The following is a 26,307-nucleotide window of genomic DNA, read 5'->3' on the forward strand; positions in this document are numbered from 1 at the left end:
GGTTAATCAAAACCTTTCTCGTGTTGCGCTCACTGGCAAGGACAGGAGCATGTTGAAGGAACTCTGGAGAAAACTGGGAGCAGAATTTCTGCACAGCGATGGCGCCGATGGCCAGCGCAGCGACGGCTTGTATCCCGGCGGTGCAGGCGTATCTCACGGTGTACGGCTATTGCCTCACATTACCCACACCGGGGAGTTCCACCTGGAGCGCCTGACCACGCTGCTGCGTGCGCGCTACGGCAAAAGCTTTGTTGTGCCGGACGACACCGCCGCCAGCGACCAGTCGCTCAAGCAGGTGATCAGCTTTGCAGCACGCACCCAGGACCAGGATATCCAGCGGGAATTGCTGCTGTTCTACCTCAACTGTTCGCCGGTGATCCAGGAATACCTGAGGGCGGAAACCCCGCTCGGTCAGGGTCCGTTTTTTGCCGGCTAATGCGCCTTAACCATCTGTAAAGTCAACACACAGATGCTTGTAGTATACTTCCCCGCCTGACCGACAACACATCCAGCGCTACCGCTCTATGACCACCGGCGGGCAGCCGTTTCAGGGGATATTCATGGGTTACAGGTTTCCGAAAGCCCGTACACTTACCTTTCTGGCCATTACCGGGCTCGCTGTAGCCTTGGCGGGCTGCTCCACAGACCGCTATCTTATGGTTCCCAAGGATGGGCTTGAAGACGTTCGCGCCACGGTAAAAACCCAGCGCGCTACGCTCGTTACCATGGAAGAAAACGCCAACGTTCGGCACAACCAGCTGCTTACCGATAACCGCCAGTCTACCCAGACCATCCTCGATGCCATCGCCACCCAGGTTGAAAAACCTGTGTGCCCGCCGGTTAAAGAAAAAGCATGCCCTCCCATCCCCAAAGACACCGGCCGCGCAGACCGGTTGAAGGGCAAGGTGGTTGTGGGCGAGGTGGAAAAATTCTATCTGGCGGACCCGGGGCTGATTTACACCGCCCGCATCGACAGCGGCGCCGAAACCTCCTCTATCCACGCCCAAAACATCAAACGCTTCGAACGGGATGGCAGCAACTGGGTACGCTTTGACGTGCCGGTGCCGGGCACCGACTACGAACAGTGGATTACCCTGGAACGGGAAATCTCTCGCCGGGTACGCATCATCCAGTCGGCCGCCGATGAAGCCGAACGCCGCGTTGTGGTCGAACTGCAGTTTGCCATCGGCGACCACCAGCAAGTGGCGGAGTTCACCCTGGCAGATCGCACCAACCTGACCCACGAAGTGCTGATCGGCCGCAACATACTGAGGGATGTCATGCTGATTGACGTTGGCAAGGAATACGCCACGGAACTGCCGGCCTCCTACCGCGAAAATGCTGAAAGCGGAGGCAATGAATGACCGCCCGCTCACGAGCTCCGTTCTATGTGTTTGTCTTCCTGCTGATTGCGGCGGGGATTTCTATTGCCACCTGGCGCCACCTGGAACTCGGCATTCCCTGGATGACCGGTGAACAGCGCCCGGTATGGATGATTGAAGCCCGAGTGGATTTCGACGCCCTGGGTGAAGCCGCCGAGGTCAGCCTGCACATTCCGGAGCAGCCGCCCGGCTTTCGTATTCTGACCGAACAGGCGGCCTCTCCCGGCTACGGCTTCTCCATCCTCGAATCCCCCAGAAGCCGGCGGGCGGAATGGACCAAGCGTGAAGTATCTGGCCCCCAGACCTTGTATTTCAAGGCCCAGTTCGTTCCGGATGAAGATGTTACCGAGCAAACGCCGGTGCGCACGCCCCGGCCCCAGGCGGTATTCTGGGAAGAACCCCAGGCCACCGCGGTTCGTGAACTGCTGGACCAGGCCATGGAACGCTCCAGCAGCCCGGAAAGCATGACCCGGGAACTGATCCGCCTGATGCAGCCAGACACCCGCACCCAGAACACCACCCTGCTGGTCTCTGAAGACAATTACCTGCAGCTGATGGTGCGCATGCTCAACCACGCGGGCATTGCCGCCCGCACCGCCGATGCGCTAAAGCTGGAAGATGCCCGCCGGCGCCAGCAGCTGGTGCCCTTCCTGCAAATATACAACGGTGAACGCTGGCTGACCTTTGACCCCCGCACCGGCGAGCAAGGCGTACCGGAAAGTTTGCTGCTGTGGCGCCAGGGCTCGGAATCCCTGCTGGATGTTCTTGGTGGCGACAACTCCCAGGTGAGCTTCTCCATGTTGCGGCAAACCGTGCCGGCACTACAACTGGCCACGCTGGAGGCCAACCAGAACGGGCTGGGTGTGCTCGGTTTTTACCAGCTGCCCATCGAAGAACAAAGCATGTTCCGCATGCTGCTGTTGTTGCCGTTGGGCGCACTGATTGTCGCGTTCATGCGGATTGTCATCGGTATCCGCACCTCCGGCACCTTCATGCCGGTGCTGATTGCGGTGGCCTTTGTGCAGACCACCCTGGTGCCCGGCCTGATAGCCTTCCTGTCTGTGGTGGCCATCGGCCTGGTGCTGCGGGGCTATCTGTCGAGCCTGAACCTTTTGCTGGTCTCTCGGATATCCGCACTGATCATCCTGGTGATCTTTATTACCGCCGGCCTGAGCATTATCGGCTACCAGATGGGCTTCAACACCGGCATGACGGTAACCTTCTTCCCCATGGTGATCATTGCCTGGACCATCGAACGCATGTCCATTCTCTGGGAGGAGGAAGGTGCCCGGGAAGTTCTGGTGCAGGGCTCCGGCAGCCTGTTTGTGGCGATTTGCGCCTATTTGGTCATGAGCCTGCCGCTGGCCGGCCATCTCACGTTCAACTTCCCGGAATTGCACCTGGTGATTCTGGGGCTGATCCTGCTGATGGGCCAGTACACCGGCTACAAGCTCAGCGAACTGCGCCGATTCACCCCCATGAAGGCCTACGACTGATATGGGCGGCTGGATATCTCCGCGCAGGCTCACCCGGCTTGGCATGCTGAACATGAACCGGCGCAATGTGGATTACATTGCCCGGTACAACGAGCGCTCGTCTTACCCGCTGGTCGACAACAAGCTGAAAACCAAGCTGGCAGTGAGCGAATACGGGGTAAAAACCCCGAAGCTTCTCCAGGTTGTGCGCCAGCAGCATGAAATTTCCCACTTCCGGGAAATGGCCGAAGACCTGGACGGCTTTGCCATCAAACCGGCCAAGGGTTCCGGAGGCAAAGGCATTACCGTGATCACCGGGCGCGATGGCGACGATTTCGTAAAAGCCTCCGGTGCCCGCATCAGCGTGGCCATGCTGGAGCGGCACCTGACCAACATCCTGGCCGGCCTTTACTCGCTGGCCGGCACGCCGGATGTGGCCATTGTCGAAGACCTGGTGCAATCCTCCCCTGCCCTGGCGAAATATTCCTATCAGGGCGTGCCGGATATCCGCATCATCATCTTCCAGGGCTACCCGGTAATGGCCATGCTCCGGCTGGCCACCAAGGCCTCTGACGGCAAGGCCAACCTGCACCAGGGTGCGGTCGGCGTCGGCCTGGACATCGGTAAAGGCCAGAGCCTGAATGCCGTGCAATTCAACCGCCCGATTATCCTGCACCCGGATACCGGCCTGGCCCTGGAAAACATCCGCATTGACGACTGGGAAAACATGCTGGAAATGGCCGCCCGCTGCTATGAAGCGACGGACCTCGGCTACATGGGTGTAGACCTGGTAGTAGATGCCCATCAGGGCCCGCTCCTGCTGGAGCTTAATGCCCGGCCCGGGCTGGCTATCCAGATGGCAAATGGCTGCGGCCTGCTGCCCCGCCTGAAGAATATCGAAGCCCTGAAGCGGCCCCACTTCAGCCCGAGGGAACGGGTGCACTATGCCATGGAGACGTTCGGCAAACTTTGAACGTTTTCTTCAGCCATAAAAAAACCGGGGCCTTTCACAGCCCCGGTTTTTTATTCCGTTACTTCAGCTGATCAGAGCAATTCGCCCCGCTGAAGCAGCAGTTTCCGCTCATGGGTGAGGCCCTTGAGCAAGCCCCAGGTCATGATCAGCAGGATCACCGTAAACGGCAAGCCCGCACTGATGGCCACGGCCTGAATGGCGCCAAGGGCATCATCACCGCCGCCAAAGATCAGCGCCGCGGCAATGGCACCTTCCATAACCACCCAGAACACGCGCTGTGCAGTGGGTGCATCGGTTTTACCGCCAGCAGTGATGCTGTCGATAACCAGCGAACCGGAATCCGATGAGGTTACGAAGAACACCAGCACCAGGATAATCCCGACGAAGGAGATAATGCCGGTCAGCGGCAGGCCTTCAAACATCTGGAAGGTGGCCAGGGACACTTCAGTCAGCCCGTTCTCTGCCAGTACGCCAACGCCTTGCTGGATCTGCTCCAGCGCGGTGCCACCAAAGCCGCTCATCCACACGGTAGTGATCACGGTGGGGATAATCAGCACAGCAGTCACAAACTCGCGTACGGTACGGCCCTTGGACACACGGGCAATAAACATACCTACGAACGGTGACCAGGAAATCCACCAGGCCCAGTAGAACACAGTCCAGCCCTGCATCCAGGCGGAATCTTCACGGCCGAACGGGTTGCTCAGGGGCACCACATTGGTCACATAGCTGGAGGACGTTACCCAGATCGTTTCCAGGATGGTCATGGTGGGGCCGGCGAACAGGATGAAGAACAGCAGTACGCCAGCCGTTATCATGTTGATGTTACTCAGCACCTTCACACCGCCGTCCAGGCCGCGCAGAACCGAGACCAGGGCCACTGCGGTAACACCCACAATGATCGCCATCTGCACGTTGGTTCCGGAACCCAGGCCGAACAGGTAATCCAGGCCGGAGGCTGCCTGCTGGGCACCGAAGCCAAGGGAGGTTGCCAGGCCGAAGATAGTCGCAACAACCGCCAGCACATCAATGATGTGCCCGGGCCAACCCCATACGCGGTCTTTCAGCAGCGGGAAGAACGCCGAGCGGATGGTCAGTGGCATGTTCTTGTTAAAGGCGAAGAACGCCAGGGACAAAGCCACAATGGCGTAGATTGCCCAGGGGTGAAGGCCCCAGTGGTAGATGGTTGAACCCATCGCCAGGTCGCGGGCTGCGGGCGTGTTCGCCTCGACATTGAACGGCGTTTCGTACCAGCCCGTGTAGTAGGCAACCGGCTCGGCGACGGCCCAGAACATCAGGCCGATACCCATACCCGCCGCGAACAGCATGGCAAACCAGGACATAGTGGTAAATTCCGGCTTGGCCTCCTGGCCACCCAGGCGGATTTTGCCCACCGGCATGAAGATCAGCGCCAGGCTGACAATCACGAAGATGTTGGCACTGAGCAGGAAAAACCAGTCAAAACTGGCAATAATTCCCCACTTTGCACCATCGAGCGTTTCCTTGGCCATAGCCGGAAACAGCAGAGTGGCTATAACAAACAGAACTACAATGACTGCTGTTACCGGGAACACCCAGTTATGCAGGTCCAGACCAAACGGACTGATATTATCCTGGCCTGCGACGTAGTCCGTCTGATACTCGTCTTTCACTACCTCGCCCACGTTGGAGCCTCCTGATTCTGGTGTGATTTTTGACAGTTCCGGATTCAGACGCGTGAATGGATATTCAAACGTTACGAGCGCGTCATCTTATTACTTTGAACTCAAAATATCAAAGCAGCAAAACGATCACGCCACTAACCATAAGCATAGACAAACGTTCAGGAAGTGCCTGAAAACTTTCACAATCAGCGGTTCCAACCCGGCAAGGTTTCCGTAAGATAGGTTTTGTAGCCGCAGGCTTCACACATCCGCTCGTCCCCCCAGAGGTCACTATGGCGAAAACCACCACCTTCCCAGTTCGTTATTCCGCCTACGCCATCAGCATTGCCGGGCTGGTCATCTCCCTGCCCGTTACCCTGTGGCTTGGCGGCTGGTATCTCATACCGGTGATCTTCGCGGCGCTGACCGCCCTGGGCACCTGGGACTTACTGCAGCGCAGTCATACGGTGAGCCGCAATTATCCGATCATGGCGAACTTCCGCTACCTGTTCGAATCTGTGGGGCCAGAAATCCGCCAGTACTTTATCCAGTCCGACACCGAGGAGCGCCCCTTCTCCCGGGAACAGCGCACCATCGTTTACCAGCGCGCCAAGCAGGTTCTCGACAAGCGCCCTTTCGGCTCCCAGCTAAGCATGTACGAGGAAGGCTTCGAGTGGATGAACCACTCCCTCACCCCGACGCGGCTGGATAACAGCGACTTCCGCATTGTGATTGGCAGAAACTGCGCGAAACCCTATAGCGCCAGTGTGTTCAACATTTCCGCCATGAGTTTTGGCTCCCTGTCCGCCAATGCCATCCTCAGCCTGAACGCCGGAGCCCGCAAAGGCGGCTTCTACCACGACACCGGCGAAGGCTCGATATCCCGCTACCACCGGGAACCCGGTGGTGACCTGGTCTGGGAGATCGGTTCAGGCTACTTTGGCTGCCGCAATCCGGACGGCAGTTTCAACCCGGACATGTTCCGGCAGAATGCCACGCTGGAACAGGTGAAAATGATAGAGGTCAAACTATCTCAGGGGGCAAAACCCGGACACGGAGGTATTTTGCCCGGCGAAAAAGTCACCCGGGAAATCGCCGAAGCCCGTGGCGTTCAAATGGGGGAAGACTGCATATCACCGGCCAGCCATTCCGCCTTTTCCAACCCGGTTGAGCTGTTGGAATTCCTGGACCAATTGCGGGAACTCTCCGGCGGCAAACCGGTGGGCTTCAAGCTCGCGATCGGCCATCCATGGGAATGGTTTGCCATCGTCAAAGCCATGCTGGCAACCGGCAAGAAACCGGATTTTATTGTGGTGGATGGTGGTGAAGGTGGTACCGGTGCCGCACCGCTGGAATTCATCAACCGGCTGGGCATGCCGCTGACCGAAGCCCTTCTGCTGGTTCATAACACTCTGGTTGGCGCCAACCTGCGGGAAGATATCGCCATTGGTGCCGCCGGCAAGATCACGTCTGCGTTCAACATTGCCCGCACCCTGGCCCTGGGCGCCGACTGGTGTAACGCTGCCCGCGGTTATATGTTTGCCCTGGGTTGTATCCAGGCCCTGAATTGCCACACCGGCCGCTGCCCTTCCGGCGTTGCGACACAGGACCCCCGCCGGGGCAACAAACTGGATGTCCCCCTGAAGAGCGAGCGGGTGTACAACTTCCACAAGAACACCCTGGATGCCCTGCAGAACCTGCTGGAAGCCTCCGGCCTGAAGCACCCGTCTGAACTGGGGCCGGAACATATTGTTCGCAGGGTTTCCAAAACCGAGGTACACAGCTACCTGGATCTCTTCCCCTTCCTGGAACCCGGCGCCCTGCTGGAAGGCAAAACCGGGCTGACCGTTTTCGACAAATACTGGGACGATGCCCGGCCCGACACCTTCGAGCCGCCGGAATTCATCCTGAAACTGCGGGAAACCAAGCTCCGGTAATTCCGCGAAGAAAATCGCCAGCCCCCTGTTTATTTTTACCGTGGGCTGGTGTAGACTTCGCTCCCGCTAAGCCACTGAGATAAACCTCTTTTCTTGGTGGACAGCAGTGTACGGGGCGTAGCGCAGCTTGGTAGCGCACCTGCATGGGGTGCAGGGGGTCGTAGGTTCAAATCCTACCGTCCCGACCAGAATTCCCTACAACAAAGCCCGGGCCGAAAGGTCCGGGCTTTGTTGTTTCTGGTTCTCGGATTTCAGGACAGAGTATTCAGCTCGCAAACCAGTAGAACATCCGGGAATCCTTCCCCAGCACCGTTACCGGTTCCATGTCATCTGAAGCTCGCCCGGCCATGCCGTAGCACACGTGCAGAGGCAACAAGTGCTCCTCCCTCGGATGACAGTAGCGCGCAAAGGGCGCTTCGTCCCAACGGGCCAGACGTTCGGTACGCTCGGCTTCAGTCAGGTCGGCACCGGCACACGTCTCCGCCAGCCAGTCCTGAAACTGCGCGTTTTTCGTATCCGCTTCGGTATCGGAGCGATCAAAGAACGCCCGCATGTTATGGAATGAGAACCCTGAGCCGATTACCAGCAGATTGTCGTAGTCCAGATCAGCCAAGGCCTGACCAATCGCCAGGTGCGCCCCGGCATCCAGGGAGTTCACCAGCGACAGCTGCACGCAGGGAATATCGGCATCCGGGTACATCAGTTTCAGGGGCACGAACAGGCCGTGGTCAAAGCCACGCTCGCCATCCAGCTTCGAGTCTATGCCTGCCTGTTTCAGGGCTGCCCGCACCTTATCCGCCAACACCGGCTCCCCCGGGCAGGGGTATTCAATACTGTAAGACTCCTCCGGGAACCCGTAGTAGTCGTAAATCAGTGGCGGATTAGCACCGGAGGTGAGCGTGGGCACCCCTTCCTCCCAATGGGCACTCACCACCAGAATGGCAGACGGTCTGGGCAACCGCTTCGCAGCAGCTTGCAGGCTTTCTATCATCTGACGATGCCCGGGATCCCCCAGCAGCGGCATGGGGCCGCCGCCGTGGGACAGGTAAAACAGGTTCACCCTGCTCACCGCATCGCCTTCAGGGCCTGCGCCCACTTGGCCATTTCTTCGAGCATGACCGTTGCGGACTCGGAATGGGGCTGCGCGGGCTGAAACTTACCGGCATCGTCCATGTGCTCCCATGGCATCTGCACCATCACGCCTTCCACCATCGGCATCATCTTCAGGGTGGTTACCAGCTGCTTGGCGTTCTGGGCGGAGCGCAAACCACCAGACACGCCACCGTAGCTTACAAAGCCGCACGGCTTGTAGTTCCACTCGTTGTAGAGATAGTTCAGTGCATTCACGAATGAAGGGGGTGGGCAGTAGTTGTACTCCGGAATGACAAATACATAGGCGTCGGCACTGGCCACGCTTTCAGACCACGCCTTGGTGTGGGCATGCTCATATTTCTGCATGCGCGGGTGGTTGGGCTCGTCGAAGACGGGGAGATTGAAATCCGCCAGGTCCACCAGCTCGCTTTCAAAGCTTCCCTGTTCATTGGCATGGTTACTAAACCATTCAGCAACAGAGGGCCCCTTACGGCCCGGACGGGTACTACAAATAATGGTTTGGAGCTTCAGAGACATATCATTCAATCCTTTTTTAAGGGTATCCCGTTTGACTAATGACTATAGAAACAACAAGCGCGGAATGAAAACGGAGAAATCAGCAAAGCTTATTCAGTTTGTCTGATCAAGGCATCAAAGGGCGGGGTCTGACCCCGTGTCGAACAATTTGCGCATTTGCACCAGGGCAACCGCGATCAGTGCGCCGGACAGCCCGAAAGCCAACACAAACCCACCCAACTCCAGCAAGGCGCCGAACATCAGCGGCGCCAGGAAGTGAATGGTGCGATTGGCCATCAGGCGCATCCCGAGTGCACCGGAGCGCTTTTCCCGCTCCACGCTTTCGGCCAGGATAACCATCGAGAGTGGCTGGGTGAGGCCGGACCCAATACCCACCAGCACCGCCAGCAGTCCCAGTAAAACCATGTGTTCGAACAGGCCCAGCAGGCCAATGCCTGCGGCGAGGGTTCCCAGAGACAGCAACACCGTATTCTCGCGCCCGCCAGCCAAGGCAATCATGCGCGCCATAAAAGGCCGAATCAGCATTGACACACCGGCCCGCAGGCTGACCAGCACACCAATCACCACCGGCGTCATGGCCAGGCTTTCCAGGTAAACCGGCAGGTAGCTGCCATACACCCCCAGGGCAAACATCCCGAGCACAGTAACCAGCACCGACAGCTGGACGCCCCGGTTAGCCTTCATTAACGCCCACTGGGCCCGGAAGCCCGCCTGTTTTCGGGTGATCGCCATCCGCTCCCGGGCCTGGCCGGTGAGTAGTAATCCAGACAGGGCTGCCAGCACCGCAAACAGCGCCATCACCAGAAAGACATTCCCCCGGCCGGTTTCGCTTGCCAGCAGTGCCCCGGCCAGCAAGGGGCCCACCACCTGCCCGCCAGACAGCCAGGTGGAATACCAGCCGAAATACTTCTCCAGCGTGGGCCCGGTGCCCAGGTTGGAAATAATAGTCTGGGCGGACAGCACCATCTGCAGGTGCGCCAGCCCCACCAGCAACTGGCCCAGCACAAGGCCGCCATAGCCATACCAGAAGTGCATGGACAACAGCCCCGCTACCATCAACACTCCGCCGGCGATCAATGTGGCACGGCCACCGTAACGGGTAACCACGCCCCCGAGGGGAATCGCCAGCAACAACGGCAACAGATACTGGGTACTGAGCACCGCACCCAGTACCAGCGGCGAAGCGCCCAACTGCAAGCCGTAAACCGGCACCGCCACAATCAGCATGGAATAAACCACAAAGCAGAAGGTGAGCGAGAGGCAGACTGCAAAAAAGTTTCGGGCAGCGTCGGGGCTTATAGATGAAGGCAAGGAATCGTCCTGCAGGGCCTGGCGGATGGTTAGGCGACTATCTTAACGCGGCCGGCAAGCGGGGTGAAATCCACGCCCGTAAAAGAAAGGCCAGCCCCTTTCGGAAGCTGACCTTAATGATCAAGCCTGTCATCTCAGGCCTTTCAACCCCGGGGTCAGACCCCGGGTCTGACCCCGGGGTTGACGCCCGCTTATTCGGCTGAGGCGATCAGGCTGGCGTTGCCGCCGGCGGCGGTGGTGTCGATGCACAGGTGGCGTTCGATCACGTAGCGCTGGTCCAGCTTGTGCTCCGTGATGATCGGCAGCAAGGCACCATCGCGCTTGGCCAGGGCCTGGCGGTACTGCTTCAGCAGCGGCTTTTCAGCCACGCTGGTAACCGCTTCATAACCGTTGAGCTGAAGCAGCGCGTCGGGCTCCAGCAGGCCGCCTGCGGCGGCCACCGGCAGGCCGGCTTTGATGGCGTCGGCCAGCAGCTTTTCAACACCCGGTGCGATCACGACCACCTTGTTGCCCTGGGACAATGCAGTGCCCGCCTGCTCTATCGCAGATTCCGCATCCGGCCCAAGACAAAGCACAACACCACGGGCATGGCAGGACAGATGGTTCTGCTCGCCAGTCGGCCCAGGCATTTCCTCGTAGCCTACATCCAGCGGTGCGGGCAGGTCGCCAAAGTACGGCTTGAGCGCCTGCTGCCGGACTTCTGCGACCGGAGCATCTACCTTCGCCAGCTGGTCGATCAGCTTCTGCACCTTGCTGGCCGTAACCGATTTGGCATCGGCAGGGGCCGCCTTTTCAACCACCTCGCCTTTGATGAACCGGCGCACATACTGTGGGCCACCGGCTTTCGGGCCGGTACCGGACAGGCCTTCGCCGCCGAACGGCTGGGAGCCCACGATGGCGCCGATCTGGTTACGGTTAACGTAGGTGTTGCCCACCTTGATACGACTGGAAATGTGCTCAATGCGGCGATCAACACGGCTATGGATACCAAACGTCAGGCCGTAGCCCTTGGCGTTCACAGCATCGATCACCTTGTCGATATCCTTCGCGGCGAAGGTGGCCACATGCAGCACCGGGCCGAAGATTTCCTCTTCCATTTCCTCGATGCCGCTAACCTTGAGCACTGCAGGCGACACAAACCGGCCCTTCTCCGGCACCGACATTTTCTTCAGCAACTTGCCCTGCTGCTCAAATTTATCGCAATGATCGGCAATTTTCTTGCGGGCATTCTCGTCGATCACCGGACCCACGTCCGTAGACAGCAGCCACGGGTCGCCAACGCCCAACTCTTCCATAGCACCGTAGAGCATTTCCAGCAGGTTCTCGGCGATGTCTTCCTGCACGTAGAGCATACGCAGGGCGGAACAGCGCTGGCCGGCACTCTGGAATGACGAAGCCAGTACATCCCGCACCACCTGCTCGGGCAGCGCCGTGGAATCCACAATCATGGCATTCAGGCCACCGGTTTCTGCCACCAGCGGGGCATCCGGCGCCATGTTTTCTGCCATGGCCTTGTTGATGCGCTGTGCCGTGGCGGTAGAGCCGGTGAAGCACACGCCGGTTACCCGAGCGTCTGAGGTCAGCGCTGAGCCCACGGTTGCACCGGTGCCCGGCAGCAACTGCACGGCGGCTTTCGGAATACCCGCCTGGTGCATCAGTTCCACCGCACGAACGGCCAGCAGCGAGGTCTGTTCCGCCGGCTTGGCCAGCACCGCGTTACCGGCGGCAAGGTTCGCCAGGATCTGGCCGGTGAAAATCGCCAGCGGGAAGTTCCATGGCGAGATACAGCACATCACACCCCGAGCCTGGCCATCGTCCTTGTAGCGGATGCCTTCGTTGGCGTAGTACATGGCAAAGTCGACGGCTTCGCGAATTTCCGCCACCGCATCGAGCAGGGATTTACCGGCTTCACGGGTGGTCAGCGCAAACAGCTCGTGCACATTCTCTTCGTACAGGTCACCGACTTTGCGGATCATCTCGGCCCGTTGCTCCGCCGGCACTGCCGACCACTGGCTGAAGCCGTCCCGGGCGGCGTCCATGGCCGCATGGATGTCGGCTTCGGAGGTGTAGGTAATATGGCCCACCAGGTCATCCGGATCGGCCGGGTTACGCACTTCCACCACTTCATCACTGGTGGATTCCACCGCCAGCACCGGGCCGCCCTGCCACTGATGGGTTTTGTACTGGTTACGGCCGGCGTCAATCTCCGCCACCGTCACCGGATCAGTAATGTCCCAGCCCTTGGAATTACGACGCTGGTCACCGAAGATCTTCGCCGGCGGCACAATGGCCTTGCTGGAAATGTCATGGCCCAGCTGCATCACCACGTCGATCGGGTCTTTGGCGATCTCTTCCGGCGTAATGCTGGTGTCGACAATCTGGTTTACAAAGGAGCTGTTGGCCCCGTTTTCCAGCAGGCGGCGCACCAGGTACGCCAGCAGGTCTTTGTGGGCACCAACCGGAGCGTAGATACGGCACGGCACCTTGCTGTCTTCCAGTACCTGGTCGTGCAGCGATTCACCCATACCGTGCAGGCGCTGGAACTCAAACTTGTCCCGGCCCAGGTCTTTCGCCAGTTCCAATACCGCAGACACCGAGTGGGCGTTGTGGGTAGCAAACTGCGGGTAAATCCGATCAGTCATGCCCAGCAACTGGCGAGCGCAGGCCAGGTAAGACACGTCACTGCAGGCCTTGCGGGTAAACACCGGGAAGCCGTCCAGCCCCATCACCTGGGCCCGCTTGATCTCGGCATCCCAGTAGGCGCCTTTTACCAGTCGCACCATGATACGGCGGTCGAGTTTTTCAGACAGGGCATACAGCCAGTCCAGGGTCTGGGAAGCCCGCTTGGCGAAGGCCTGGACCACCACGCCAAAGCCGTCCCAACCTTTGAGTTCTTCGTCTGAGAGGATAGCTTCAATCACGTCCAGAGACAGGTCCAGTCGGTCCTGCTCTTCGGCATCGATGTTGAAGCCCATATTGGCCGCGGCGGCTTTTTTGGCGAGTGTCAGGGCGCGGGGGACCAGTTCGGTCATCACCCGTTCCTTCTGGCCGTATTCGTAACGGGCCAGCAAGGCAGACAGTTTTACGGAAATGCCGGGATTAGTGCGCACATCGCCTTCGCAACGCTTGCTGATGCTGTCGATGGCATCCGAATAGGCCTTGAAGTAACGCTCGGCATCGGCATCGGTACGGGCCGCTTCGCCCAGCATGTCATAGGAATAGGTGTAGCCCTGCTCTTCCTGGGATTTGCCGCGATCCTGGGCTTCTTCAATGGTACGGCCCAACACAAACTGCCGGCCCATTTCTTTCATGGCCTGGCCAGCGGCGGTACGCACCACCGGTTCACCCAGGCGCTTCACCATCTTGCGCAGGGTGTCACCCACGCTCTGGCGCTCGGAGTCTTTCAGCAGGTTGCTGGTCATCAGAAGGGCCAGCGTGGCCGAGTTGATCAGGCCGGACTTGGCTTTACCCACGTGGGCGCCCCAGTTACCAGAAGTGATCTTGTCTTCGATCAGATCCTGGATAGTGAGGTTATCCGGCACCCGCAAGAGGGCCTCGGCCAGGCACATCAGGGCCACGCCTTCTTTGGTGGTCAGGCCGTATTCCGCCAGGAACTTTTCCATGATGGTAGGCCTGGCGCTTTCGCGCACATCACGCACCAGGTCGGCTGCCCGGGCGGAAATCGCCTTGCGGGTTTCCTCGGAAAGCTGAGCCTGCTCAATCAGCCGGTGAATCACTTCATACTCATCCGCCAGGTAGTTGTTGCGGATGGCCTGGCGAATGTCCTGAAGCCCGGGGGACACGGATTGCTGCAGACTCATGGATGTACCTCCTGATTATTTTGATTACTGACCGCATTGTAGCCAACGGGGAATATGCTATTTACCTAATACAGCGCGAAACACCGAAATATTTTCCTTTTCTGATACGATAAAAATTACCGTTTCGCCCACAAATTTACTAAAATCAGCCATATTCACCAAACCAATGAAAGCCAGCCACCTCCTTCAAGGATAGCAGCCATGTCAGATCTCGACAGGATCGACCTTTCCATCATCCGGGAACTCCAGAAAAACGGGCGGATCACCGTCACCGAGCTGGCCTCGCGGGTGGGTTTGTCGAAAACCCCTTGCCAGGTGCGCATGCGCCGGCTGGAAGACCAGGGCTATATCACCGGCTACAGCGCCATGGTGAACCAGACCAAGCTGGGCCAGTCCCACGTCGCCTTCGCCCAGGTAACCCTCAACGACACGTCCAGCAAAGCCCTCGCGGCGTTCAACACTGCAGTCAAACAGATCTCGGCGGTGGAGCAATGTCACATGATGGCCGCCAACTTCGACTACCTCCTGAAAGTAAGAACAAAGAACATGGCCGAATACCGCCAGGTACTGGGCGAACAGATTTCCAGCCTGCCCCATGTACTGCAGACCAGCTCGTTTGCGGTGATGGAGAATGTAAAGGATCGGGGGTTATAACATGCGCATCGTCATCGCCCCGGACTCATTCAAGGAATGCCTGGCTGCCGAGCAGGTAGCCAGTGCCATCGCCCGCGGCTGGCGCCAGGCGGCGCCGGAGGACCAGATTACTGAAGTACCACTGGCCGATGGCGGTGAGGGTACTACCGTTGCACTCACCGAGGCGCGTAAGGGTGAACTGCATGAGGTGACGGTCACCGGCCCGCTCGGACAGCCGGTAACTGCCCGCTACGGGCTGGTGAATGATGGCGAGACGGCGATTGTGGAGGTGGCTGAAGGTAGCGGCCTGCATTGTGTGCCCGCCAACGCCAGGGATGCCATGGCCGCCTCCAGCCGGGGCACCGGAGAGCTGCTGCTTGCCGCACTGGCTCACCGGCCCAAAACCCTGATCATGGGGCTGGGTGGCAGCGCCACCACCGACGGCGGTGCGGGAATTCTTCAGGCACTGGGCGCCCGGCTGCTGGACGCCCGGGGCCAGGACATTCCTGCCGGCGGAACCGGCCTGGAGCAACTGGCCAGTGTAGATCTCATGCCGGCTATTGACCGCCTGTCCGGAGTGCGTCTGGTCGTCGCATGCGATGTGAATAATCCCCTGCTGGGCCCTAACGGCGCTGCCGCCGTTTTCGGGCCCCAGAAAGGCGCCAATGCCCAACAGGTTGTGCAGCTGGATGCCAATCTGGGGCACTTTGCCGCGCTGGTGCAACAGCAGGGCTTTGATATCGCGAGTTTTCCGGGCAGCGGTGCGGCCGGAGGTATTGGCGGTATGGTGGCCGGAATACTTGGCGCACAGTTGCGCCCGGGCATCGAGCTGGTGATGGAAACCGTCGAACTGGAAAGCCATGTGAAAGGTGCAGACCTGGTGATCACGGCCGAAGGGGCCATCGACGCCCAGAGCGCCTACGGCAAAACACCGGCCGGCGTAGCCGGCCTTGCCAGCAAATACGGCGTTCCGGTGATCGGCCTGGCCGGCAAGCTGGGCGCGGAACTGGGGGAGCTACACCAGCTCGGCCTGACCGCTGCGTTCTCGATCACACCTGCCCCAATGGACCTCCAACAAGCCTACCAGCAAGCTGAGGCCAACCTGGAGCAATCCGCCGAGCAACTGGCCCGACTGCTTCATGGCCTGTCAGGCCGTCGCTGACCGCTTCTTCAGACCTATCAGCTCAATCTTGCCGCGGGCCAGGCCAACCTGGCCCCTATCTTCGGCATCAAAACCTGCAAGAACAAGTAAGCCCTGGCTCAGCCTTAACGCAAAAAGGCCGGGGCAAAATGCCACGGCCTTTTCGTTACAGTACCTTACTGCGGGATATTCGCCTCAGGACGCCGGCGAATTCAGCACATCCAGTACTTCTTCCAGTTCGGTAATCATCTGGCGGATCAGCTGCTTGTACTGGGAGGTATCGTCTTTCACCTCACTGCTGCTGAGCTTTTGCTTGGCACCGCCAATGGTGTAGCCCTGATCGTAAAGCAGGCTGCGAATCTGGCGAATGGTGATAACATCTGCACGCTGATAGTAGCGGCGGTTGCCCCGGCGTTTCACCGGCGACAGCTGCGGGAATTCCTGCTCCCAGTACCGCAGTACATGGGCCTTCACCGCACACAGATCGGCTACTTCACCAATGGTGAAGTAGCGCTTCCCCGGAATGGCGGGGAGTTCGTTGTTATGACTCGGTTCCAGCATACGTTTCTACTTTTTGCTTGAGTTTCTGGCCTGGCCGGAAAGTCACGACACGCCTGGCACTGATAGGGATTTCCTCACCCGTTTTCGGGTTCCGTCCCGGCCGCTGCTTCTTGTCCCTGAGGTCGAAGTTGCCGAATCCCGACAACTTCACCTGTTCATTATGGCTGAGTGCACCCCTGATCTCATCGAAGAAAGCTTCTACCATTTCCTTGGCTTCCCGTTTGTTAAGACCCAATTCCTCGTACAAACGTTCCGCCATGTCCGCTTTCGTCAAAGCCGCCATCTGTCAACTCCTCAGTGTTGCCCCCAACTCTTCCTTCAGGGCGTCGATGACCCCGTTGAAGAGCGAATGCACTTCGTCTTCGTTGAGCGTGCGCTCCGGATGCTGCCAGAACAGGCTGACCGCCAGGCTGCGGTTGCCTTCGCCCAGGCTTTCGCCTTCGTAGACATCAAACACACGCATCGCTGTCAGGTGCTCGCCGGCATGCTTGCGGGCGACTTCTTCAACCTGAGCAAACGCCACATCGCTCCCGATAATAATAGCCAAATCCCGACGAACTTCCGGGAATTTCGAAATATCTTTGAAATTAGGCACATATCCGGTAACGATCGAATTCAAGAATAGCTCAAACATCAGGATCGTGCCATTAAGTTCAAGATTTTTCTGCACTTGCGGGTGCAATGTACCCAACCAGCCCACATGCTCGCCGTCGCGCAGCAATTCGGCGGTCTGGCCCGGGTGCAGAGCCGGGTGCTGGCTGGCGAGGAACTGAATCTCGATACCCAGCACTTTGAACAGGCTCTCCAACTCCCCTTTTACATCAAAGAAGTCGGCAGTTCTGCGACCGTTTACCCAGTTTTCCGGTACCTGGTCACCTACCACGACACCAGCCAGCATCGGCTGCTGATCGATGGCATCGCCATTCTGCTCAAAGCGCAGGCCAGTCTCGAACAGGCGAACCCGTGGCTGCTGACGGTTCTGGTTATGGGCAACTGTCTTCAGCAGGCCGCTCCACAGGGTGGTACGCATGACTGAAAGATCGGCGGAAATCGGGTTCGCCAGGGCGATGCCCTCACGCTCGGGGTCCAGCAGCTGCTGAACCTTCGGGTCTACGAAGCTGTAGGTGACTGCTTCCTGGTAACCCTGCGCCACAAAGAAATTGCGGATAGCAGACAGCGGGCGAACCGCTTCTTCCCGTGCACGAAGACCCAGGGAACCGGTCGGCTCGGTAACCGGCAGGTTGTTGTAACCATAAATCCGGCCCACTTCCTCGATCAGGTCTTCCTCGATGGAAATATCCGGGCGGAAGCTGGGCACACTGATGCGCCAGCCGTCTTTCAGCAGCTTTTCAATTCGCAGGCCCAGGCGAGTGAGGATTTCTTCAACGGTGGTGCGATCAATCGCCAGGCCAAGGACATCCGCCAGGCGCTGCTCACGCAGGTCAATCTCACGTGCCTTTGGCAAATGCTTCTGGCTGTATACTTCAACAATCTCGCCAGGCTCACCGCCGACAATGTCCATCAACAGTCGGGTAGCCCGCTCCATGGCATCCCGGGCCAACTCGTAGTCGACGCCACGTTCGAAGCGGTGGGAAGCATCGGTATGCAGGCCATACTCGCGCGCCTTACCTGCCAGGGTGATCGGGTCAAAATAGGCAGACTCCAGCACCAGGTCCCGGGTCTTGGCGCTCACACCAGAGTGCTCGCCACCCATCACACCGGCAATGGCCACCGGCTTCTCGTGATCGGCAATCACCAGGGTATCTTCGGTCAGTTCCACTTCCTGGCCATCCAGCAACACCAGCTTTTCAGCGGGCTTTGCCATGCGCACCACAATGCCGCCCTGGATCTCTTCGCGATCGAACGCGTGCATGGGCTGGCCAAGTTCCTGCATGACGTAGTTGGTGACATCCACCGCCGCGTCAATGGAACGGATACCGGAGCGACGCAGCTTTTCCTGCATCCACAGCGGAGTTTCCGCCTGCAGGTTCACGTTGCGCAGTACTCGGCCCAGATAGCGGGGACAGCCGGCGGGAGCTTCCACACGAATGTCAGGAACCTCTGAATGCAGGGCTTCAACCGGCTCGATAGCCGGCGCGTTCACCAGCAGGCTGTTCAGAACACCCACTTCACGAGCCAGGCCTTTGATGGACAGGCAGTCACTGCGGTTCGGGGTGAGATCTACATCAATGGTGATGTCGTTCAGCTTGAGGTAATCCGCCACGGACTGGCCGACAGGGGCATCGGCAGGCAGCTCCATCAGGCCATCGTGGTTCTCGGACAATGCAAGCTCGGACTCGGAACAGAGCATGCCTTCCGAAGGCTGGCCGCGCAGCTTGGCTTTCTTGATCTTGAAGTTGCCAGGCAGCACCGCGCCGACAACCGCGAACGGCACTTTCAGGCCGGCACGCACATTGGGCGCACCACACACGACCTGCACGGTGTTGGTACCATCGCTCACCTGGCACACGCGCAGCTTGTCAGCATCCGGATGGGGTTCGGCGGAGATCACCTCGCCAACCACCACGCCGGTGAATTCGCCAGCCACCGGTTCGAAGCCGTCCACTTCCAGCCCGGCCATAGTGATCTGGTCCATCAATTCCTGGGATCCCAGATTCGGGTTAACCCATTCGCGCAGCCACTGTTCACTGAATTTCATCGTTCTTGCCTTGTCCTGATGCGATTTGTGCGGTTGATTCTGAGCTCTGCGTACGCCGTTCTGCCCTGGGGCTTACCGGAACTGGCGCAGGAAACGCAGGTCGTTTTCGAAGAACATGCGCAGGTCTTTCACGCCGTAGCGAAGCATGGCCAGGCGCTCTACGCCCAGGCCAAAGGCAAAGCCACGATATTCTTCGGCATCAATGCCGCAATGCTCGAACACTTTCGGGTGCACCATGCCGCAGCCCATGACTTCCAGCCACTTGATGCTGCCATCTGCTTCCCGGCCCCACTCGATATCCACCTCGGCGGATGGCTCGGTGAACGGGAAATAAGACGGACGAAAACGTACTTTCAGGTCACGCTCGAAGAACACCCGCAGGAATTCTTCCACCGTGCTTTTCAGATCCGCAAAGCTGACGTTCTTCTCAACCAGCAGCCCTTCCACCTGGTGGAACATGGGAGTGTGGGTCATGTCGGAATCGCAGCGGTAAACGCGGCCCGGGCAGATCATACGGAACGGCGGCTTGCCGGCTTCCATGGTACGGATCTGGACCGGAGAGGTATGGGTGCGCAGCAGGGTACCGGGATTGAAGTAGAAGGTATCGTGCATGGCGCGGGCCGGGTGGTGCCCGGGAATATTCAGGGCCTCGAAGTTATGGTAATCGTCTTCGATCTCGGGCCCTTGCTCCACGCTGTAACCGGCGCGGGCAAAAATCTCTTCAATACGCTGCAGAGTGCGGGTTACCGGGTGCAGGCCACCCAGGTCCTGGCCACGGCCCGGCAGGGTAACATCAATGGATTCGCTGGCCAGCTTGGCTTCGATGGCCGCCTTCTCGAGATCCGCACGGCGGGCATTGATGGCCTGTTCAACCTGCCCCTTGGCTTCGTTGATCTTCTGACCGGCCGCAGGGCGTTCCTCTGCCGAGAGCTTGCCCAGGGTCTTTGCCTGCTGGGTGATCACGCCCTTCTTGCCGAGGTATTCCACGCGAATTTGATCAAGTGCCTGAAGGTTGTCTGCCTTTTCAACGGCGTTCAACCCGTCCTGAACCAATTGCTCCAGGTTTTCCATTGACCCTGCTCCAAACCAGAAATGGGGTAGGTTAAAACAAAAATAGGGGAAGAGCGTGCCCTTCCCCTATCAGAGGGTGCATTCACGATGACATGAAGCACCCGGATCGATCAGTCATCGATGAAAGAGCTTAAGCGATCACAGGGACGCTTTGGCCTTCTCAACAACAGCGGCAAACGCCTGCTGCTCGTTCATGGCCAGGTCAGCCAGAACCTTACGATCGATTTCAACATTCGCTTTCTTCAAGCCAGCGATCAGACGGCTGTAAGACAGACCGTTTGCACGGGCGCCAGCGTTGATACGGGCAATCCACAGTGCACGGAACGCGCGCTTACGGTTGCGACGGTCACGGTAGGCGTACTGACCAGCCTTGATAACCGCCTGCTTGGCAACGCGGAATACACGACTACGAGCGCCGTAGTAACCCTTGGCCTGCTTGAGAATCTTCTTGTGACGACGACGTGCTACCACGCCACGCTTTACACGAGCCATACTATAATCCTTCTACCTTTACTTTCTAAGGAACGTTTCGCGCGGCTGGATCAGCACGCGGTCATGCGCTTGATAGATGCAACATCTGACTTGGCGATGAGCTTGGTGCCGCGCAGCTGACGCTTACGCTTCGGGCTCTTCTTGGTCAGGATGTGGCTGGTGAAGGACTGCTTGTGCTTGAAGCCAGTGGCGGTCTTTTTGAACCGCTTGGTAGCTCCGCTCTTGGTTTTCATCTTCGGCATTTTTAAAACTCCGCATTCTATTTTTAAATAAAACAAATTGTGTCCCTGAACGACAAATCCCCCGCCAATGCGGGGGACCCGTCAGAGGATCAGGTTCACTTCTTTTTGCGGGGAGCCACGATCATGGTCATCTGACGGCCTTCCATTTTCGGCCGCATTTCAACCGTTGCAATCTCTTCGATATCGGCTTCAATCCGGCCCATGAGCTTCATACCAAGTTCCTGGTGTGCCATCTCACGGCCGCGAAACCGAATCGTGATCTTGCCGCGGTCCCCGTTCTCAAGGAAACGTACCAGGTTGCGTAGTTTTACCTGATAATCCCCTTCTTCAGTTCCTGGACGGAACTTAAGCTCTTTGACTTGCGTCTGCTTCTGTTTCTTCTTGGCAGCAGCCTTCGCCTTTTTCTCGTCGAAGATCTTCTTGCCGTAATCCATTATCTTACAGACGATCGGATCGGAATCCGTAACCTGTACCAAATCCAGGGTTGCCTCCTCCGCCATCCGGAGGGCTTCCTCGATTGCTACAACACCTACCTGGTTGCCTTCGGCATCGATCAGGCGGACTTCAGTTGCGTCAATATTCTCATTGATAGGCGCTTTAGGAGTGCGCCCACCCCGATTCGTTCGCTGTTTAATAATCAGTTCTCCGTCTTGGTTCTGCCCTTGCGTTGAATGTCGTCAGCCAGCAGCTGTTCAAACGCTTCGAGCGATAAGGTTCCCAGATCTTCACCTTTGCGAGTACGTACGGCAACGGCGTTGTTTTCGATTTCCTTGTCGCCCGCAACGACAAGATAGGGAACCTTGTTAAGAGTATGCTCGCGGATTTTAAAGCCGATCTTCTCGTTTCTCAAGTCAGCATTAACCCGATATCCCAAAGAATCCCACTTTTCGGCCAGTTTCTGACAGTAGTCACGCTGATTATCGGTGATATTCAGGATCGCAACCTGCGTTGGTGCCAGCCAGGTGGGGAAAGCCCCTTCGTATTCTTCGATCAGTATACCGATAAACCGCTCAAAAGACCCGAGCACCGCCCGGTGCAGCATAACCGGCGTTTTCCGCTCGGAATTATCGGCCACATACTGGGCGCCAAGGCGACCCGGCATGGAGAAATCGACCTGAATGGTACCACACTGCCACACCCGACCGAGACAATCTTTCAGGGAGAACTCGATCTTGGGCCCGTAGAAAGCACCCTCACCCGGCAACAATTCCCAGTCAACGCCTTCGCGATTCAGGGCTTCTTCCAGGGCGGCCTCGGCCTTGTCCCAGACTTCATCAGAACCTACGCGCTTTTCCGGGCGGGTAGACAACTTGTAGAGAATCTCGTTAAAGCCGAAGTCTGCATACACTTCGTGCAGCATTTCGATAAATGCCGACACTTCCTGCTGAATCGCGTCTTCTTCGCAGAAGATATGCGCATCATCCTGGGTAAATCCACGCACCCGCATCAGGCCGTGCAGCGCACCGGAAGCTTCATTCCGGTGGCAGGAACCGAATTCCGCCAGGCGCAGTGGCAAATCCTTGTAGCTCTTCAGGCCCTGGTTGAACACCTGCACGTGGCAAGGGCAGTTCATGGGCTTGATGGCATAGTCGTGTTTCTCGGACTCGGTGGTAAACATGCCGTCCTTGAACTTGTCCCAATGCCCGGATTTCTCCCACAAGGTACGGGACACTACCTGCGGAGTCTTGATTTCCTGGTAGCCATGCTGGTGTTGCTTGGCCCGCATGTACTGCTCGATCTCCTGGTACAGAGACCAGCCATCCGGGTGCCAGAACACCATGCCCGGTGCTTCTTCCTGCATATGGAACAGGCCCAGTTTCTTGCCGATCTTGCGGTGGTCCCGCTTCTCGGCTTCTTCCAGCCGGTTCAGGTAGGCCTTGAGCTCTTTCTTGTTGCCCCAGGCGGTACCGTAAATCCGTTGCAGCTGCTCGTTATTCTGGTCACCGCGCCAGAATGCGCCGGCAACCTTGGTCAGCTTGAAGGCCTTCAACTTGCCGGTGCTGGGCACATGGGGGCCCCGGCACAGGTCAATAAAGTCACCCTGACTGTAGAACGACAGGTCCTCTTCACCGGGAATATCCTCGATGATGCGCACCTTGTACTCTTCGCCCATTTTCTCAAACAGTTTGACCGCGTCTTCCCGGGACATCACAGAACGGGATACCGGCAGATCCTGCTTGGCCAGCTCTTCCATGCGCTTTTCGATACGCGCCAGGTCTTCGTTGGTGAACGGGCGCTCGTATTTGAAGTCGTAATAGAAGCCGTTTTCGATTACCGGGCCGATGGTCACCTGGGCGCCCGGGAACAGCTCCTGTACGGCCATCGCCATCAGGTGAGCGGTGGAATGGCGGATAACATCCACGCCGTCTTCATCACGTTCCGTTACGATGGCCAACTCGCTGTCGTTCTCGATCAGGAAACTGGTGTCGACCAGCTTGCCATTCACCTTTCCGGCCAGGGCGGCTTTCGCCAGGCCTGCACCAATATCGGCGGCAACGTCGTGAACGGTTACGGGTTCGGCAAAACTACGGTGGCTGCCATCGGGCAGAGTAATAACGGGCATGATGCTCTCCTGTGGTTTCTCAGCGGTGATCTATACCAAAGATCACATGGTGGCCGGCTGCCGCGATACAAACCGCGGGTCGGTTTGGAGGCGAGTTTAACAGAAAAAAACCCGGCAACAATGCCGGGTTTGTACGAACGCCGATTCAGGTTACGCAGCCTGGGGCCGGGCATCCTCCCTGGCCTTTCGCTTAAGCTGGCCAAAGGCCACCAACGCAAGCAGCAACAGGGCCGGGATGAACATCACTTCCTTCGGCGGCCTTTCGAGCTTGGCCTGCACCGCTTCGATGTTCCAGCCGAAATCGATACCGGCTTCTTCCGCGGCACTGCCAAAGTTCACGAAGTCGACTGCCAGCATATCGCCACTGACAGACACTTCCAAGCCTGCAGCAGACAACCGCTCGACTGCCGAATCACCAGCAGGAATCTCCAGCTGCGTGTAAGTGGTGGTGTCACTGCCATCCAGTGCCATACCGGAAACACGAAACACCACTTTCTCGTCTGGCTCAGCCTGCTCGACGTACTCCATGATGGCTTCGCCCTGGCGTTCCTCATATGGCGGATAAACCATATCCCACCAGAAGCCGGGCCGGAACATGGTGAAGGTAATCAACAGCAGCAAAACGGTTTCCCACTTGTAGCTGCGGGTAAACCAGTAGCCCTGGGTAGCCGCAGAAAAAACCAGCATGGCGGTCACCGCACTGAAGACTGTAATCAACAGATCCACCCAGCCAGTCAGCCCGATCAGTAACAACTGGGTGTTGAAGATGAACATGAATGGCAGGATCGCGGTCCGGATATCGTAGGTAAAACCCTGAATACCCGTGCGTATGGGGTCTGCCCCGGATATGGCCGCCGCCGCGTAGGCGGCCAGCCCCACGGGCGGCGTGTCGTCCGCCAGTATGCCGAAGTAGAACACAAACAGGTGCACCGCAATCAACGGCACCAGCAGGCCGTTCTGGGCCCCCAGAGTCACAATCACCGGCGCCATCAGGGTGGACACCACAATGTAGTTGGCCGTAGTGGGCAGACCCATGCCTAGGATCAGGCTGATCACCGCGGTAAACATCAGCATCAGCAGTAAGTTACCGCCAGACAGGAATTCCACGAACTGGGTCATCACCAGCCCGATACCCGTCAGGGTAACCGTACCCACCACGATGCCCGCAGTGGCCGTTGCCACACCGATACCCACCATATTCCGGGCTCCGGTGGCAAGGGAGTGGAACAGATCACCGATACCACCGGTGAACTCATCCATGAAACCGCTATGCTTGCGGAAAAACGCCTTCAGCGGGCGCTGGGTGATGACGATAAACACCATGAACAGGGTGGCCCAGAACGCCGACAGCTGGGGCGAGAAACGCTCAACCGTCAGGCACCAGACCAGCACCACCACCGGAAGCAGGTAATACAACCCGGTTTTCACCGTAGGGCCGACTTCCGGAAGTTCATCCATGGCCTTGTCGGGATCATCTTCCTCCAGCTCCGGGAAGCGGGTGGCATAGCCAATCAACGCCACGTAGATGGCAACCAGGATGGGGCCAAGTACCCAGGGTGCCGCTTCTCCAAGCACACCCTTGGTCCAGCCAACGCCGTAATAGACGGCAAAGGTCAGCACAATCAGCCCGATCAGTACCACCACCCAGTTCAGCATGCGCTGGGCCAGGGAGGGACGGTTCGGCCGCTCAATGCCGTGCATCTTCAGCTTGCAGGCTTCCAGGTGCACGATGTAGATCAATGCCACATAGGAAATCAGCGCCGGCAGAATCGCATGCTTGATCACTTCCAGGTAGGAAATGCCCACATATTCCACCATCAGGAACGCCGCAGCACCCATGATCGGCGGGGTCAGCTGACCATTGGTGGACGCAGCCACCTCAACCGCACCGGCCTTGGTAGCCGGGAAACCCACCCGCTTCATCAGCGGAATGGTAAAGGTACCGGTAGTCACCACGTTGGCAATGGAAGACCCGGAAATCACACCGCTCAGGCCACTGGACACCACCGCCGCCTTGGCCGGGCCGCCCTTCATATGGCCGAGCATGGCGCAGGCCACCTTGATGAAATAGTTACCGGCGCCCGCCCGCTCGAGCAGAGCACCGAAGAGCACGAACAGGAAGACGAAGCTGGTGGAAACCCCGAGAGCAACACCGAACACGCCTTCTGTGCCCAGCCACTGGTGTGAAGCCAGCTTATTCAGGCTGACCCCTTTGTGGGAGATGACATCCGGCATATAGGGGCCGGCAAGGGAATAGCCTATAAACACCGCTGCAACAATCGTCAACGGCAGACCCAGCGCCCGCCGGGTTGCCTCAAGCAACAGCACAAGACCAAACAGCGCCACCCAAAGATCTGCGGTGATAGGGGCACCCGGTCGCGTCGCCAGCTGATCGTAAAAAACGTAGAGATAAGACGCCGCAAAGGCCGCGGCCAGGGCCAGCACCCAGTCATAGATGGGCACCTTGTTGGCATGAACCCCCTTGATCATGGGGAATGCCGAAAACGCCAGAAATACCGCAAACGCCAGGTGAATGGAGCGGGCTTCTGTCGAGTTGAAGATACCGAAGTTCAGAATGAACGGCAGGGGTGATGCGATCCAGAGCTGGAACAAAGACCAGCATACCGGAATGATGAAGAGGAGTACCGCTGCTGGGCCCTGCAGGGCACGGCCACCGGTTTCGGTCTGCAGCACCTCACTTACCTTTGCGGCATCCGCACCTGCCCCGGTGACCGGGTCATTCGTTGCCATAGAACGTTCCTGCAAATAAAAAA

General features: G+C 58.4%; 21 protein-coding genes and 1 tRNA gene. 8 read left to right on the top strand and 14 right to left on the bottom strand.

Annotated elements, in window-relative coordinates:
- The first annotated feature begins 49 nt into the window (after window positions 1-49).
- The 4 genes from AC13DJ_RS16650 to AC13DJ_RS16665 all read left to right on the top strand — a co-directional run bounded on the left by AC13DJ_RS16650 (window position 50) and on the right by AC13DJ_RS16665 (window position 3,830).
- Window positions 50-436 (top strand): hypothetical protein, encoded by a 387-nt coding sequence (locus tag AC13DJ_RS16650; RefSeq protein ID WP_022989354.1) that lies wholly within the window; start codon window positions 50-52, stop codon window positions 434-436.
- A gap of 124 nt (window positions 437-560) precedes the next feature.
- Window positions 561-1,364, top strand: coding sequence for an ATP-dependent zinc protease family protein (locus AC13DJ_RS16655; RefSeq protein ID WP_482933828.1), 804 nt, complete (start codon window positions 561-563; stop codon window positions 1,362-1,364).
- Window positions 1,361-2,878, top strand: a complete 1,518-nt coding sequence (locus AC13DJ_RS16660; RefSeq protein ID WP_482933829.1) for an inactive transglutaminase family protein — start codon at window positions 1,361-1,363, stop codon at window positions 2,876-2,878. The genes AC13DJ_RS16655 and AC13DJ_RS16660 overlap by 4 nt, the downstream gene beginning before the upstream one ends.
- A 1-nt stretch (window position 2,879) precedes the next feature.
- Window positions 2,880-3,830 carry an alpha-L-glutamate ligase-like protein gene (locus AC13DJ_RS16665; protein ID WP_474541083.1) on the top strand — a complete coding sequence of 317 codons (951 nt, stop codon included), beginning with the start codon at window positions 2,880-2,882 and terminating at the stop codon, window positions 3,828-3,830.
- A gap of 71 nt (window positions 3,831-3,901) precedes the next feature.
- Here AC13DJ_RS16665 and AC13DJ_RS16670 read toward each other — a convergent pair whose 3' ends face one another.
- Window positions 3,902-5,494, bottom strand: coding sequence for a BCCT family transporter (locus tag AC13DJ_RS16670; protein ID WP_482933830.1), 1,593 nt, complete (start codon window positions 5,492-5,494; stop codon window positions 3,902-3,904).
- Window positions 5,495-5,766: 272 nt separating this feature from the next.
- On the opposite strand from AC13DJ_RS16670, the gene AC13DJ_RS16675 reads away from it, so the two are divergent.
- On the top strand, window positions 5,767-7,410 hold the full coding sequence (locus tag AC13DJ_RS16675; RefSeq protein WP_482933831.1) for an FMN-binding glutamate synthase family protein: 1,644 nt from the start codon (window positions 5,767-5,769) through the stop codon (window positions 7,408-7,410).
- A 111-nt stretch (window positions 7,411-7,521) separates the two neighbouring features.
- Window positions 7,522-7,598 (top strand) — tRNA-Pro (locus tag AC13DJ_RS16680).
- Between the two features lie 77 nt (window positions 7,599-7,675).
- Here AC13DJ_RS16680 and AC13DJ_RS16685 read toward each other — a convergent pair.
- From AC13DJ_RS16685 to putA, 4 genes are all read right to left on the bottom strand, one after another.
- Window positions 7,676-8,479, bottom strand: coding sequence for a DODA-type extradiol aromatic ring-opening family dioxygenase (locus AC13DJ_RS16685; protein WP_482933832.1), 804 nt, complete (start codon window positions 8,477-8,479; stop codon window positions 7,676-7,678).
- Entirely contained in the window at window positions 8,476-9,039 is a 564-nt protein-coding gene (locus AC13DJ_RS16690; protein ID WP_339649924.1) for an NADPH-dependent FMN reductase, read from the bottom strand. Before AC13DJ_RS16690 ends, AC13DJ_RS16685 begins: the two co-directional genes overlap by 4 nt.
- 114 nt (window positions 9,040-9,153) lie before the next feature.
- The gene (locus AC13DJ_RS16695; RefSeq protein WP_482933833.1) at window positions 9,154-10,350 is read right to left on the bottom strand and encodes an MFS transporter; all 1,197 of its coding nucleotides are present in this window, start codon (window positions 10,348-10,350) and stop codon (window positions 9,154-9,156) included.
- Window positions 10,351-10,541: 191 nt separating this feature from the next.
- Window positions 10,542-14,171, bottom strand: coding sequence for a bifunctional proline dehydrogenase/L-glutamate gamma-semialdehyde dehydrogenase PutA (putA, locus tag AC13DJ_RS16700; RefSeq protein WP_482933834.1), 3,630 nt, complete (start codon window positions 14,169-14,171; stop codon window positions 10,542-10,544).
- Between the two features lie 201 nt (window positions 14,172-14,372).
- Between putA and AC13DJ_RS16705 the strand changes: the two genes are divergently transcribed.
- Window positions 14,373-14,825 carry a winged helix-turn-helix transcriptional regulator gene (locus AC13DJ_RS16705; protein WP_022989365.1) on the top strand — a complete coding sequence of 151 codons (453 nt, stop codon included), beginning with the start codon at window positions 14,373-14,375 and terminating at the stop codon, window positions 14,823-14,825.
- A gap of 1 nt (window position 14,826) precedes the next feature.
- Window positions 14,827-15,966 carry a glycerate kinase gene (locus tag AC13DJ_RS16710; protein ID WP_474543867.1) on the top strand — a complete coding sequence of 380 codons (1,140 nt, stop codon included), beginning with the start codon at window positions 14,827-14,829 and terminating at the stop codon, window positions 15,964-15,966.
- A 174-nt stretch (window positions 15,967-16,140) separates the two neighbouring features.
- Here AC13DJ_RS16710 and AC13DJ_RS16715 read toward each other — a convergent pair whose 3' ends face one another.
- The 9 genes from AC13DJ_RS16715 to AC13DJ_RS16755 form a co-directional block, all read right to left on the bottom strand.
- The gene (locus AC13DJ_RS16715) at window positions 16,141-16,506 is read right to left on the bottom strand and encodes a MerR family transcriptional regulator (RefSeq protein WP_022989369.1); all 366 of its coding nucleotides are present in this window, start codon (window positions 16,504-16,506) and stop codon (window positions 16,141-16,143) included.
- The gene (gene ihfA / locus AC13DJ_RS16720) at window positions 16,487-16,789 is read right to left on the bottom strand and encodes an integration host factor subunit alpha (RefSeq protein WP_022989370.1); all 303 of its coding nucleotides are present in this window, start codon (window positions 16,787-16,789) and stop codon (window positions 16,487-16,489) included. Before ihfA ends, AC13DJ_RS16715 begins: the two co-directional genes overlap by 20 nt.
- A gap of 3 nt (window positions 16,790-16,792) precedes the next feature.
- A complete protein-coding gene (gene pheT, locus AC13DJ_RS16725; protein ID WP_482933835.1) occupies window positions 16,793-19,165 on the bottom strand; it encodes a phenylalanine--tRNA ligase subunit beta in 2,373 nt (790 codons plus the stop codon).
- 72 nt (window positions 19,166-19,237) lie between these two features.
- Window positions 19,238-20,236, bottom strand: a complete 999-nt coding sequence (gene pheS, locus AC13DJ_RS16730; protein ID WP_482933836.1) for a phenylalanine--tRNA ligase subunit alpha — start codon at window positions 20,234-20,236, stop codon at window positions 19,238-19,240.
- Between the two features lie 138 nt (window positions 20,237-20,374).
- The gene (gene rplT, locus AC13DJ_RS16735; protein ID WP_022989373.1) at window positions 20,375-20,728 is read right to left on the bottom strand and encodes a 50S ribosomal protein L20; all 354 of its coding nucleotides are present in this window, start codon (window positions 20,726-20,728) and stop codon (window positions 20,375-20,377) included.
- A 50-nt stretch (window positions 20,729-20,778) separates the two neighbouring features.
- Window positions 20,779-20,970, bottom strand: a complete 192-nt coding sequence (gene rpmI / locus AC13DJ_RS16740; protein WP_007151842.1) for a 50S ribosomal protein L35 — start codon at window positions 20,968-20,970, stop codon at window positions 20,779-20,781.
- A 95-nt stretch (window positions 20,971-21,065) separates the two neighbouring features.
- Complete coding sequence (gene infC / locus AC13DJ_RS16745) at window positions 21,066-21,611, bottom strand: translation initiation factor IF-3 (protein WP_081697581.1); 546 nt, start codon at window positions 21,609-21,611, stop codon at window positions 21,066-21,068.
- Window positions 21,608-23,533, bottom strand: coding sequence for a threonine--tRNA ligase (gene thrS, locus AC13DJ_RS16750; RefSeq protein ID WP_482933837.1), 1,926 nt, complete (start codon window positions 23,531-23,533; stop codon window positions 21,608-21,610). Before thrS ends, infC begins: the two co-directional genes overlap by 4 nt.
- Window positions 23,534-23,683: 150 nt before the next feature.
- Complete coding sequence (locus tag AC13DJ_RS16755) at window positions 23,684-26,284, bottom strand: TRAP transporter permease (RefSeq protein WP_482933838.1); 2,601 nt, start codon at window positions 26,282-26,284, stop codon at window positions 23,684-23,686.
- Window positions 26,285-26,307 lie beyond the last annotated feature (23 nt).

It is taken from the genome of Marinobacter sp. L-46, assembly GCF_056859535.1.